At 72.7% G+C, this 12,408-nt stretch carries 9 protein-coding genes; 5 read left to right on the top strand and 4 right to left on the bottom strand.

The genetic code is table 11. From position 1 onward, the window contains the following. The first annotated feature begins 317 nt into the window (after positions 1–317). Complete coding sequence (locus tag ACFCV8_RS18880; RefSeq protein WP_376686491.1) at positions 318–566, top strand: hypothetical protein; 249 nt, start codon at positions 318–320, stop codon at positions 564–566. Positions 567–585: 19 nt separating this feature from the next. On the opposite strand, the gene ACFCV8_RS18875 is transcribed toward ACFCV8_RS18880, so the two are convergent. Continuing rightward, on the bottom strand, positions 586–1,890 hold the full coding sequence (locus ACFCV8_RS18875; RefSeq protein ID WP_376686490.1) for an alpha/beta hydrolase family protein: 1,305 nt from the start codon (positions 1,888–1,890) through the stop codon (positions 586–588). A gap of 102 nt (positions 1,891–1,992) precedes the next feature. Further along, a complete protein-coding gene (locus ACFCV8_RS18870; RefSeq protein WP_376686489.1) occupies positions 1,993–3,162 on the bottom strand; it encodes a steroid 3-ketoacyl-CoA thiolase in 1,170 nt (389 codons plus the stop codon). 275 nt (positions 3,163–3,437) lie between these two features. On the opposite strand from ACFCV8_RS18870, the gene ACFCV8_RS18865 reads away from it, so the two are divergent. Together ACFCV8_RS18865 and ACFCV8_RS18860 are read left to right on the top strand one after the other, a co-directional pair. Beyond that, the gene (locus ACFCV8_RS18865) at positions 3,438–4,718 is read left to right on the top strand and encodes a cytochrome P450 (RefSeq protein ID WP_376686488.1); all 1,281 of its coding nucleotides are present in this window, start codon (positions 3,438–3,440) and stop codon (positions 4,716–4,718) included. A 66-nt stretch (positions 4,719–4,784) separates the two neighbouring features. Further along, positions 4,785–5,756: an AEC family transporter gene (locus ACFCV8_RS18860; protein WP_376686487.1), complete on the top strand. Its 972-nt coding sequence runs from the start codon at positions 4,785–4,787 to the stop codon at positions 5,754–5,756. Between the two features lie 291 nt (positions 5,757–6,047). Here ACFCV8_RS18860 and ACFCV8_RS18855 read toward each other — a convergent pair whose 3' ends face one another. Next, positions 6,048–8,051 carry a bifunctional glycosyltransferase 87/phosphatase PAP2 family protein gene (locus ACFCV8_RS18855; protein ID WP_376686486.1) on the bottom strand — a complete coding sequence of 668 codons (2,004 nt, stop codon included), beginning with the start codon at positions 8,049–8,051 and terminating at the stop codon, positions 6,048–6,050. Positions 8,052–8,408: 357 nt separating this feature from the next. Here ACFCV8_RS18855 and ACFCV8_RS18850 point away from each other — a divergent pair, with 357 nt between their 5' ends. Then, positions 8,409–9,557 carry a DUF2330 domain-containing protein gene (locus tag ACFCV8_RS18850; RefSeq protein ID WP_376686485.1) on the top strand — a complete coding sequence of 383 codons (1,149 nt, stop codon included), beginning with the start codon at positions 8,409–8,411 and terminating at the stop codon, positions 9,555–9,557. Between the two features lie 44 nt (positions 9,558–9,601). Then, on the top strand, positions 9,602–10,093 hold the full coding sequence (locus ACFCV8_RS18845; protein ID WP_376686484.1) for a GNAT family N-acetyltransferase: 492 nt from the start codon (positions 9,602–9,604) through the stop codon (positions 10,091–10,093). A gap of 140 nt (positions 10,094–10,233) precedes the next feature. On the opposite strand, the gene ACFCV8_RS18840 is transcribed toward ACFCV8_RS18845, so the two are convergent. After that, positions 10,234–12,309 carry an MFS transporter gene (locus ACFCV8_RS18840; RefSeq protein ID WP_376686483.1) on the bottom strand — a complete coding sequence of 692 codons (2,076 nt, stop codon included), beginning with the start codon at positions 12,307–12,309 and terminating at the stop codon, positions 10,234–10,236. Positions 12,310–12,408 lie beyond the last annotated feature (99 nt).

Raw genomic sequence — 12,408 nt, 5'->3', positions numbered from 1 at the left:
CTGCCTCGAGCGGGCCCGCCGCCGCGCCGGACGGCGGTGCCCCGCGCCACGCCGGCCCGGCCCCCGCTCCGACCGTTCCCCCCGTGCCCGCGGGGTCTCCCGGGCCGGTGGTTCCTCCGATGCCGGCCGCTCCCCCGGCGGCGGCCGGTACCCCGGCTCTGAACCCCGCTCCGGCCCACCCCCATGTCCCCGTCCCCGTAACACCACAGGCACCGCAGGCACCTCAGTCGCCGCAGGCACCTCAGTCGCCGCAGGAACCCCAGGCACTCCAGCCCGCGCACGGCGAGCCGGCGAACGTCGCCGTCTGGTCGTCGAGCATGGACTCCGTGCTGCTGTGGAGCTGGGAGTCGGGCCTCGACCTGCACACCGTGGCCGCCGAACTCGGCCTGGACGTACGCACGCTGCTGATGCGGGTGCAGGAGCTCGCCAATGACGGCCTGCTCACGCTCGCGACCCCGGTCGTCGAGGCCGGCCGGACCGGACGGCACCGCCGTCACCACCACGAGGAGGGATACGCGGCACTGTTCAGCCCCACCGCCACCTTTCCCGCCCATGTGCCGTACTGACGGCTCCCGGGCCGTTCGCTCAGCGGCGCGCGGCCAGGGTGTCGAACCAGCGCACGATCTGCGGCCCCGACTTCAGGTACGTACCGGTGTGGTCGGCGGGCTTCTGGTCGATCACCGGGGCGGCGGTGCCCCGGGCGGCCAGATCCGCGGCGCAGTGGCGGGCGTTGGCGATCACCACGTCGGTGTCCCCGGAGGAGGAGTAGAGCCGGACCGGGACGGCGGGCCGCCAGGCGCAGTTGCCGTCCTGGGCGCGGGCGGCGGCCAGCAGGCCCCCGGTGGGGTGCTGGAGGCGGCGGTAGAAGTCGTCGGTGAGCAGTTCCTTCACCGTCGCCGGCAGCGCCGGGATGATCTCCTCCTCGGTGTGCTCACCGTCGAAGAGCTGGTCGACGACGGCCGCGTACGGCTCCCGGAACGCCTCGGCGGGGTCCTGGTAGATCGGGTGCAGCCGGCTCTGCGCGGTGAGGTAGTACGCCATGTAGAAGACGCCGCTGGTGTCGTTGATCCCGCCGTCGAAGAGGGCGGGGGTCTCCGCGTGCTCGATGTCGTAGGGGCCCGACACGGGGGCCAGCGCCCGGAGCCGGAAGTGCCGGTCCGCGCCGTCGGTGAGCGCCCGGCCCAGGGCCATCGCGACCTGGCCGCCCTGGGAGAAGCCGCTGACGTACACGTCGCCGGTGAGCGGCCGCTCCAGCCGTCCGGCGGCGGTGCGGGCGGCCCGCAGCATGTCGACGGAGGCGGTCACGGCGGATCTGGTGTCCATGTACGGGTGGCGGCCGGGGCCCTTGCCGAGGCCCAGATAGTCCGGGGCGGCGACCGCCCGGCCCGCGGAGGCGTGGAGATAGGGCGCGATGCGGCCGAAGTCCTCGCCGACGGAGGGCGCGTAGTCGCGGTGGGCCATGGTGCCGTGGGTGTCGGAGACCAGGTCGAGCCGGTGGGGCCCGCCCTTGGGGAGGACCAGGAGGCCGGTCGCGGTGGTGGGGGTGCCCTGCGGGGTGACGGTGCGATAGGTGAGGCGGTAGCCGCGCAGTCCGTGGCGGACGGTGCCGGTGTCCATGCCGGTCGGGGCGAGGAAGCGGACGACGTCCGCGCGGTCGAGGTCGGCCACCGGGGTGATGCCCAGCAGGGTGCCCCGGCCGTCCGTGGCGTACGGGCTCGATGCCGCCGGGGCCCCGGCGGGCTGCTGCGCGAGGGCCGGTGCGGTGCCCAGGGCGGCGAGGAGCAGGGCCGCCGCGGCGGCGACGGTCCGGCGGGCCGCACGCCGCCGCCCGTGCCCGGTGGGCCGTGCGGTGCAAGTGGGCTGTGCGGAGCGGCTGTTGTCGTTGTTCATGACGTCGACGCTATGCGGCGGCGGGCCGCGCGGACATCGCTCCGGACCCCCGCTCCGGGGTGTACCTGGCACCACCCCGGGGCGGGGGACGGCCCGACCGCGTCAGAGCCGCTGAATGATCGTCCCGGTCGCCAGCGCACCGCCCGCGCACATCGTGATCAGCGCGAACTCCTTGTCCCGGCGCTCCAGTTCGTGCAGGGCGGTGGTGATGAGCCGGGCCCCGGTGGCGCCCACCGGGTGACCGAGCGCGATGGCACCGCCGTTGACGTTGACCTTTTCGAGGTCCTGCTCGAAGACCTGTGCCCAGCTCAGCACGACCGAGGCGAAGGCCTCGTTGATCTCGACCAGGTCGATGTCCTTGAGCGACATGCCCGCCTTGCCGAGCACCGCGCGGGTCGCGTCGATCGGCCCGTCGAGGTGGAAGTGCGGGTCCGAGCCGACCAGTGCCTGGGCGACGATCCGGGCGCGCGGCCTGAGCTTGAGCGCCCGCGCCATCCGCTTGGAGGCCCACATGATCGCGCAGGCGCCGTCGGAGATCTGCGAGGAGTTGCCCGCGGTGTGGACGGCGGTGGGCATGACCGGCTTGAGCCGCCCGAGCCCCTCCATGGTGGTGTCGCGCAGCCCTTCGTCCCGGTCGACCAGGCGCCACATGCCCTGCCCGGCCGCCTGTTCCTCCTCGGTGGTCGGCACCTGGACGGCGTAGGTCTCCCGTTTGAAGCGCTCCTCGGCCCAGGCAACGGCGGCCCGCTCCTGCGAGATCAGCCCCAGCGAGTCGACGTTCTCCCTGGTCAGCCCGCGTTTACGGGCGATGCGCTCGGCGGCTTCGAACTGGTTGGGCAGGTCCACGTTCCACTCGTCGGGCCAGGGCTTTCCCGGACCGTGCTTCGAACCGCTGCCCAGCGGCACCCGCGACATGGCCTCGACGCCGCAGCTGATGCCGACGTCGATCACCCCGGCCGCGACCATGTTGGCCACCATGTGGGAGGCCTGCTGCGAGGAGCCGCACTGGCAGTCCACGGTGGTCGCGGCGGTCTCGTACGGAAGGCCCACGGCGAGCCAGGCGTTGCGGGCCGGGTTCATGGACTGCTCCCCGGCGTGGGTGACCGTACCTCCGACGATCTGCTCGACGCAGTCGGCGTGGATACCGGTACGGCCGAGGAGTTCTCGGTAGGTCTCACCCAGCAGATAGGCGGGGTGCAGATTGGCGAGCGCACCTCCGCGCTTTCCGATGGGGGTGCGTACGGCTTCGACGATGACGGGTTCCGCGGCCATGGGCTCGTCCTCTCCTCGCACTTCCGCAGGGGCGTCCCGGCGCCCACGGATGGAACGCGTTCTAGTTCTGCAAGCAGTCTTATGAGGCTTACCCGCGGTACGCAAGAGTGCTGCACCGACCTCGCGCCCGCTCCGCGCCGGTCCCGCCGAGTCTCCGCGCAACAGAACCGACCGCCGGTCTTGCCAGTTGTAGAACTCGTTACTACCTTTCCGTCAACTTCTGATGGGTCGTCAGGCAGCGTCCGGACGGCTCTCGGACCGACCTGGAGCTGCCGATGCCCTGCCCCCATCTGCCCGAAGGGTTCGACTTCACCGACCCCGATCTGCTCCAATCCCGCATTCCGCACCCGGAGTTCGCACAGATGCGGCAGACCGCTCCGGTCTGGTGGTGCACCCAGCCGACCGGCATCTCCGGTTTCGACGACGCGGGCTACTGGGTCGTCACCCGGCACGCGGACGTCAAGTACGTCTCGACGCACCCGGAGTTGTTCTCCTCGCACCTCAACACGGCGGTCATCCGCTTCAACGAATCGATCAGCCGGGACCAGATCGACGTCCAGAAACTGATCATGCTGAACATGGACCCGCCCGAGCACACCCGGGTCCGGCAGATCGTCCAGCGCGGATTCACACCGCGCGCGGTGCGCTCCCTGGAACAGGCGCTGCGCAGCCGGGCCCGTTCCATCGTCGACACCGCGCTCGCCGCCGCCTCCGCCGGCCGCGAGGACGACGGCGAGGGCGACGGGTCGTTCGACTTCGTCACCAACATCGCCGTCGAGCTCCCGCTCCAGGCCATCGCGGAGCTCATCGGCGTGCCGCAGGAGGACCGGTCCAAGATCTTCGACTGGTCGAACAAGATGGCCGCGTACGACGACCCCGAGTACGCGATCACCGAGGAGGTCGGCACCGAGGCGGCCATGGAAATAGTGTCGTACGCGATGAACCTGGCGGCCGCCCGCAAGGAGTGCCCGGCCAAGGACATCGTCTCCCAACTCGTCGCGGCGGAGGGCGAGGGCAACCTCTCCTCCGACGAGTTCGGCTTCTTCGTGATCCTGCTCGCCGTCGCCGGCAACGAGACCACCCGCAACGCCATCAGCCACGGCATGCACGCCTTCCTCACCCACCCCGACCAGTGGGAGCTGTACAAGCGGGAGCGCCCGGACACGACCGCCGAGGAGATCGTCCGCTGGGCGACCCCGGTGGTCTCCTTCCAGCGGACCGCCACCCAGGACACCGAGCTGGGCGGGCAGCTGATCAGGAAGGGCGACCGGGTCGGGCTGTTCTACTCCTCGGCCAACAACGACCCCGAGGTCTTCGAGCACCCGGAGGCCTTCGACATCACCCGCGACCCCAATCCGCACCTCGGATTCGGCGGCGGCGGTCCGCACTTCTGCCTCGGCAAGTCCCTCGCCGTGATGGAGATCAACCTGATCTTCAACGCGATCGCGGACGTGCTGCCGGACCTGCGGCTGGTCGGCGAACCGCGGCGGCTGCGCTCGGCGTGGCTCAACGGGATCAAGCAGCTCCAGGTCAGCACGGGTCCCACGGGGAGCTGAAGTCCCCCGGCGCACAGTCGAACCCCCGTGCGCCGGGCGCACTACGGCGCGAGGATCATGGCGGGCATGTCCGCCCTGCTCACCGCCTTCGCCCCGATCTGGATGCTCACCGCGATCGGCTACGCGGTCGGACGCGGCGGGTTGCTCGGGGCGGGGGCGGAGGCGGTGCTCGGCCGGTTCGTCTTCCATGTGGCCATGCCCGCCGCCCTGTTCACCATGGTGTCGGGGGCGCGGCCGGGCGCCTTCGCCAACCCGTCGATGGTGGCCTTCGCGGCGGGCACCGCGCTGGCCTGCGGTCTCGGATTCCTGCTGTCCGGGCGGCTGTTCGGGCGGGGTACGGCGGACCGGGCGATCGGCGGCATGGTTTCCGGGTACGTGAACTCGGCCAATCTCGGCATCCCGGTGGCCGTCCAGGTGCTCGGGGACGCCTCGTTCGTCGCCCAGATCATCCTGTTCCAGGTGCTGCTGGTCTCCCCGGTGATCCTGACGCTGCTGGACTCCGGGACGGAATCCGGTACGGGGACCGGGGGCTCCGCCGTACTGCGGCGGATGCTGACGATGCCGGTCCGCAATCCCATCATCCTGGCGTCGCTGCTGGGCCTGGCCGTCAGCGCGCTCGGGCTGCGGCTGCCCCACGCCCTCGCCCACTCCTGCGAGCTGCTCGGCTCCGCCGCCGTGCCGACGGCCCTGATCGCGCTCGGGCTCTCCCTGCACACCCGCCCGGTCGGCGGGGAGGCCACGCCCACGGGCGGCTCCGGTCCGGGGCGGGCCGAGACCGTGCTGGCGGTGGCGCTCAAGACCGTGTTCCAGCCCCTGATCGCCTTCGCCGTCGGCGGCCCGCTGCTGGGCCTGCCGGGGCCGCAGCTGCTCGCCGTGGTGCTCTGCTCGGCACTGCCGGCCGCGCAGAACGCCTTCATCTACGCCCAGCAGTACGGGCTGGACACCCGGGCGCCCCGCGATGCCGTGGTGGCCTCGACGGTGGTCTCCATGGCCACGCTCTCGCTGGCCACCTGGGCACTGGGGACATTCGGGACCTGAGCCGCCCGGGACCTGGGCCGTCCGGAACCCGGGCCGTTCGAGTGGCGGGCCGTCCGGAACCCGGGCCGTTCGAGTGGCGGGCCGTCCGGGACCTGGGCCGTTCGAGTGGCGGGCCGGGGGCGATGGGCGGATGCTGGTCGGGCGGCGATCCACGCCGAAGGGGTGCCAGGACGATGTGCTCGTCCCGGCACCCCTTCGGCCATTCGCCCGGACCTTCCCGGCCCGTCCCCCTGGCCCGTTCCCCGGCCCGTCCGGGTCCCGGAGGCGGTCCGGAGCCGCTCCGGACGCGGGTCAGCGGATCCTGCTGCGTACCGTCCCGCCCGGCGGCCTCGGCACCGGCACGGTCGCCGCCGGGTACGCCCGGTCGTCCCACGGTTTCGCCGCCCCGGGCACGACCGCCGCACCCGGCCGCCGCGCCCCGCCCAGCAGCCGGGCGAGCGCGAAGCCGAGCCCCACCACCGCCGCACCGCCCACCGCGTCCAGCACCCAGTGGTTGGCGGTGGCCACGATCGCGCAGAGCGTGATCAGCGGGTGCAGCAGCCCCAGCGCCTTCATCCACGCCCTCGGCGCCAGCAGCACGATCATCGCCCCGCACCACAGCGACCAGCCGAAATGCAGCGACGGCATCGCCGCGTACTGGTTGGTCACCGCGGTCAGGCCGCCGTAGTCGGGGCGGGCGAAGTCCTGGACGCCGTGGACCGTGTCGACGAAGCCGAGGCCGGGCATCAGGCGCGGCGGGGCCAGCGGGTAGAGCCAGAAGCCGACGAGTGCGAACAGGGTGGCGAAGCCGATGGTGCCGCGGGCCCGGCGGTAGTCCTCGGGGCGCCGGACGTACAGCACCCCGAGGATGGTCAGCGGCACGATGAAGTGGAACGTCGAGTAGTAGAAGCCGAAGAAGTCCCGCAGCCGGTCGAGGTCGGCCACCGTGCGGTTGGCCCAGTGCTCGATGTCGATGCGCAGCCACCGCTCCAGGGCGTGGATCTGCCGTCCGTGCCGCTCGGCGGTGTCGCGCCCGCCCGTCGCCGCGAGCCTGACCTGGGCGTACGCCGAGTAGACGACCCTGATCAGGAGGAGTTCGAGCAGCAGGTTGGGCCGGCTCGCCACCCGCCGCCGACGGGGCGGGGCCGCGGCCGTGTACGTCGCGGGAACGGGGGCGTTCCAGTACGGCGAGGCGCGCGGCAGGAACGGCACGGCGCAGGCCGCGGCGAGCGCGGCGAGCAGCGGAACGTTGTCGCGTACGGGGTGGAGCACCCCGATGTCCGGCAGCAGCGTCGTCCCCGGCAGGGTGAGCGCCAGCACCACGACCACCGGCCAGACCCGCCGGTCGGCGGCCCGCTTCCCGACCCGGCCGGCCGCCGCGAGCAGCACCCACAGCAGCTGGTACGGCCAGGTCGTCGGAGAGACGGCGACGGCCACGCAGCCGGTCACGGCGACGGCCAGGAGCAGTTGCCCGTCCTTCGCGTACCGCACGGCGCGGCGCAGCCCGAGGACGCAGACGGCGGCGGCCGACACCAGCAGGAGCGTGACCTGCGCCGGGCCCGTGAGGCCGGACCGGAGCAGCGCGCCGTGCAGCGACTGGTTGGCGAGGCCCGCCGCGTCGCCGCCGAGCCCGGCGCCCGCGACATGGTGCACCCAGTACGCCCACGAGTCGCCCGGCAGCACGGCCCAGGCCAGCGCCGTGCACCCGGCGAACGTGACGCCGCCGGTCACCGCGGTGCGCCGCCGCCCGGTGAGGCCGAGCAGCAGGGCGAACAGCAGCACGGTGGGCTGGAGCGCGGCCGCCGCACCGATCAGGACGCCCGGGGCGCGCTCCCCCCGGACCACGAAGCAGCCCAGCAGCACCAGAAGGACCGGCAGGACGCTGGTCTGCCCCAGGTGCAGCGCGGTACGGACCGGCAGCGAGACCATCAGCAGGCCGATCGCCACGGGTGCGGCGAGCAGCGCGGTACGGCGGGAGACCGGCCCCGGCAGCGCCCGCGCCGCGACGACGCCCAGCCCGGCGACCAGCAGCAGGGAACCGAAGGTCCAGACGACGCCCAGGTTCTGTTCGGCGGTGCGGGCCAGCGGACGCAGCACCAGGCCGGCGAACGGGGTACCGGTGAACCGCCCGCCGTCGTACAGCGAGCCCGTCACGCGCAGCACACCACCGGGGCCGGTCCAGGTCTCCGGTTCGGTGAGCCGCTGCCCCGGCGGCCGCCCCGGCACCGCGGCGACCTGCCGTACGGCCAGCGCGGCGACCACCAGCCAGAGCGCGGCCCGGACCGCCCCCGTCCCGCTTCCGTTCCCCGCTGCCACGTCCCCGCGCACCCTGTGCTCCGCATTCGCCACGCCGCGCCGAACCTTCCGCCGTTCCGGTGCCCGTCGCTCGATCCGGGCATCGGTGAAACCTTCGCATTGCACGACGAGTCGGACGCAATCCACCCTCACTCCACTTGACCGACATCACGCCCTGATCGGACATCGACCCGAAAAGCGCTCGAACGTACGGATACATCGCTCCGCCGGGTCGGATACCAGGCAGTCGCGCGGCGGCCCGGCGAGGCATGTACGCGCGGAACCGGAACATGGGTTCTCACGTCCTCCTCCGTGTTTCGTCGATGCCCCGGCCGGTCTTGGCCGGCCGGGGCCGGTCACGGGGGAGGCTGGCGTTCCATGCGGCGCACAGGGGTGAAGCGGGGTGTCCGGGGTGACGGACGCGGGTGGCCGGTGCGGCTGCTGTCACTGCTGCTGGTACTGGTGTCCCTGCAACTGGGTTCGCTGATCAGCCCCGCGTACGCCTGTGGCTGCGGGGCGATGGTCCCGAGCCGGCAGGCCCGGGTCGCGGTCGGCCAGGAGACCTCGGTGGTCGGCTGGGACGGGCGTACGGAGCAGATCGTCATGCGGCTCACGGTGCGCGGGAACGCCCCCGAGGCGGCCTGGATCATGCCGGTGCCGCACCGCGCGAGCGTGGAGCTCGGCGATCCCGCGGTCTTCTCCGAGCTCTCCGCCCTCACCGCGCCGGTCCGGGTGACCCGGCACTACTTCTGGCCCCGCGCCCACGACTGGCCGTTCGGCGGCAACGGCAAGGACTCGGCCGCCGCGCCCCTGCCCGGGGCCAGGTCGGTCGAGGTGGTGGGGCGCGAACGGCTCGGGCCCTTCGACGTGGCGCGGCTGGCCGCCAACGACCCGGAGGCGCTCCAGGGGTGGCTGTCGGAGAACGGCTTCGACCTGCCCGACCGGCTGGCGACGGCCCTGAAGCCGTACGTCGACCGGAAATGGGAGTACGTCGCGGTCCGCCTCGCGCCCGAGGACGGCGCCAACCCGCTGCACGGCACGCTCGACCCGCTCCGGCTGCGCTTCGCGAGCGACCGCCCCGTCTACCCGATGCGGCTGTCGAAGCTCGCCGCGAACCCGCAGGAGCTGGGGCTGTACGTCCTCGCCGCGCACCGGATGGAGCCGGGCGGCCGGATCGGCGGCGATGCCCCGGAGGTGACGTACGCGGGCCGGATCGACACCCGGCCGGCGTCCTCGGACACGGACGCGCTCGCCCGGCTGACGGGCGGCGGGCCGGTCTTCCTCACCGCGATCGAGCAGTCGTTCCCGCGCCCGGAGCTGATCGACGGCGATCACGAACTGCGCGCGGCGGGTGCCGACACTCCGTACCGGACCGAGCTGTACACGGACCGGCTGCTGACCGTGGGCGGGGTGCCCGCGTGGGTGCTGTCCCTGATCGCGGTGGTGGCGGCCGCGGGGGTGGTGGTGGCCCTGGTGCTGGTGGTGCGGGCCCGGCGGAGGGCGGCGACGGTCCCCGGCACCCCCTGAAAACCCGCTGGCCGTACGGGAAAGGCCTTGTCACAATGCCCGGCATGACCTGGACGGTGGCCCTCGAGCCCTTCGACTCCCCGGATGCCGCGCTGCTGCGCCGCGACTACTACGACGAGGTCGCCAGCCGCTACTGGGGGCGGCCCGCCACCGCCGAGGAGGTCGAGGAGGGGCTCACCGACGACGGGGCCGATCTGCTCACCGGGCCCACCGGACGGTTCGTGGTCGGCCGCCGCGGCGGCACGGCGGCGGGCTGCGTCGGGCTGGTGGTGGTGGACGCGGACACCGCGGAGCTGACCCGCGTCTACGTACGCCCGGAGCACCGGGGCACGGGCGGCGGCGGGCTGCTCCTGGCGGCCGTGGAGGAGGAGGCCCGCGCCGCCGGCATCCGCACCCTCCGGCTCGACACCCGCCACGACCTGGTGGAGGCGCGGGGGCTCTATGCCAAGCACGGCTACCGGGAGGTCCCGGCGTTCCACCGGCGGCAGTTCGCCGAGCACTGGTTCGCCAAGGAACTGGCCGTGTCCGGCAACTGAGACCGGGCGGCCGGGGGTCGGGCGGCCAGGTCCGGTCTCCGGCGGCCGGTCTCAGGCCGGTCTCCAGCAGCCGGTCTCAGGCCGGTCTCCAGCAGCCGGTCTCAGGCCGGTCTCCGGCAGCCGGTCTCCGCCGGCCGGGCTCAGGCCGGCCCCCGACCCGGCTCGGGCCGACTCCTGGCCGCGTGGTCGCGTTTCGGTTCCGGGCTGTGCGGGCGTTCCGCGCTCGACCCGCAGGTCTCCGCGGTCAGCTCCTCCACGAGTCCGACCAGGTCGGCCGGACGGTCCGGCCCCCACCAGTCGCCCAGCAGTTCGGCCATGGCCTCCTCCCGCGCCTCCGCGAGCTTCGCCACGACCACCGCGCCGTCCTCGGTGAGCACCAGCTGCACGCCCTCGCGCCGGGCCAGTCCGCGTTCCTCCAGCTGCCGGGCCGCGTCGGTGACCGCCCGCAGCGGCACGGGGGTGGTGTCGGCGAGCATCGCCGGTTCGACCGTGCCGTGCCGCCGGATGCGCAGCAGCATCCAGCTCGCGGCGGGCAGCAGGTCGTACCCCGCCCGCCGGGTGATCCGTTCGTAGATCTCGCGGCGCCCGGCCCGGGTCGCGAGCACCGAAAGGGCGCGCGCGCACTCGTCGTACGAGGAACGCTCGACCGGGTTCGACGCCAGGGTCTCGCTGGCCTCCGGAGCCGTCACCGAGCCGCGCAGCCTGTCCTCCTTGAGGAACCAGGCGAAGACGAAGGCGATCAGCACGACGGGCGCCGCGTACAGGAACACGTCCGTGATCGACGTCGAGTACGCGTGGAGCACCGCGGGCCGCAGCGCGGGCGGCAGCTGTCCGATGGCGCGCGGGTCGGAGGCCAGCCCGTCCACCCCGGCGCCGGGCGGCAGCGGATGTCCGGTGAGCGCGGCGGTGAGCTTCTCGGTGAGCCGGTTGGTGAAGACGGTGCCGAAGACGGCCACGCCGAACGAGGCGCCGATCGACCGGAAGAAGGTGGCCCCGGACGTGGCGACGCCGAGGTCCTCGTACGAGACGGCGTTCTGCACCACCAGTACCAGCACCTGCATCACCAGGCCGAGTCCGGCGCCGAAGACGAAGAAGTAGCCGCTCATCACCCAGGTGCTGGTGGTCTCGGTGAGCCGGTGCAGCAGCAGGAGACCGACGGCGGTGAGGCCGGTGCCCGCGATCGGGAAGACCTTCCAGCGGCCCGTGCGGCTGACGATCTGGCCGGACGCGGTCGAGGTGAGGAGCAGGCCCAGCACCATCGGCAGCATGTGCACGCCGGACATCGTCGGCGTGATCGAGTGCACCACCTGGAGGAAGGTCGGCAGATAGGTCATCGCGCCGAACATCGCGAAGCCGACGACGAAGCTGATGACGGCGACGAGCGTGAAGGTCCTGATCCGGAAGAGCTTCAGCGGAATGACCGGCTCCACGGCCCGCCGCTCGACGTGCACGAAGGCGACCAGCAGCAGCACGCTCAGCGCGGAGAGGGAGATGATCTGCGCCGAGCCCCAGGCCCAGGTGGTGCCGCCGAGCGAGGCGACGAGCACCATGCAGGTGGCGACGGAGGCGATGAGGAAGGTGCCCAGGTAGTCGATGGTGTGCTTCTCGCTGCGGACCGGGATGTGCAGGACGGCGGCGATCACCAGGAGTGCCACGACGCCGATCGGCAGGTTGACGTAGAAGACCCATCGCCAGGTCAGGTGCTCGGTGAACAGGCCGCCCAGGAGCGGCCCGAGGACGCTCGTCGCACCGAAGACCGCCCCGAACATGCCCTGGTACTTGCCCCGTTCGCGCGGCGGCACGATATCGCCGACGATCGCCATCGAGAGCACCATGAGCCCGCCGCCGCCGAGCCCCTGCAGCGCCCGGAAGCCGATGAGCTGCGGCATGTTCTGGGCGATCCCGCAGAGCGCCGAGCCGATCAGGAAGATGACGATGGCGGCCTGGAAGAGTTTCTTGCGGCCGTACTGGTCGCCGAGCTTGCCCCAGAGCGGGGTCGCGGCCGTCGACGCCAGCAGATAGGCCGTGACCACCCAGGACAGGTGCTCAAGCCCTCCGAGGTCGCTGACGATGGTCGGCAGCGCGGTGGAGACGATCGTCTGGTCGAGTGCTGCCAGAAGCATGCCGAGGAGCAGTGCCCCGATGGCCACCAATATGGACCGCCGGGAACGCTCCGCACCGGGAGCCGGGGCAGGAGCGCTCGAATACTCGGCCATGAACACCTCCTCGGGTCCGCTACATCCCTATCCTGTCCTTTCCGTACGGTTATGGCCTGCTGAGCGGGTACGCACCGGGAGCGGGCTGCATAATCGCAG

Origin of the sequence: Streptomyces sp. NPDC056347, assembly GCF_042262625.1 — a bacterium.
Classification (GTDB): Bacteria; Actinomycetota; Actinomycetes; order Streptomycetales; family Streptomycetaceae; genus Streptomyces.
Note: the sequence above shows the minus strand (reverse complement) of the source record. Positions and strands in the feature narration are given on the sequence as shown.

Bases quoted from the DNA above. Each gene is read 5' to 3' on its own strand.
- ACFCV8_RS18840 (WP_376686483.1), bottom strand. From the start codon at position 12,309: ATGGCCGAGTATTCGAGCGCTCCTGCCCCGGCTCCCGGTGCGGAGCGT.
- ACFCV8_RS18860 (WP_376686487.1), top strand. From the start codon at position 4,785: ATGTCCGCCCTGCTCACCGCCTTCGCCCCGATCTGGATGCTCACCGCG.
- ACFCV8_RS18875 (WP_376686490.1), bottom strand. From the start codon at position 1,890: ATGAACAACGACAACAGCCGCTCCGCACAGCCCACTTGCACCGCACGG.
- ACFCV8_RS18850 (WP_376686485.1), top strand. From the start codon at position 8,409: ATGCGGCGCACAGGGGTGAAGCGGGGTGTCCGGGGTGACGGACGCGGG.
- ACFCV8_RS18870 (WP_376686489.1), bottom strand. From the start codon at position 3,162: ATGGCCGCGGAACCCGTCATCGTCGAAGCCGTACGCACCCCCATCGGA.
- ACFCV8_RS18880 (WP_376686491.1), top strand. From the start codon at position 318: ATGGACTCCGTGCTGCTGTGGAGCTGGGAGTCGGGCCTCGACCTGCAC.
- ACFCV8_RS18865 (WP_376686488.1), top strand. From the start codon at position 3,438: ATGCCCTGCCCCCATCTGCCCGAAGGGTTCGACTTCACCGACCCCGAT.
- ACFCV8_RS18845 (WP_376686484.1), top strand. From the start codon at position 9,602: ATGACCTGGACGGTGGCCCTCGAGCCCTTCGACTCCCCGGATGCCGCG.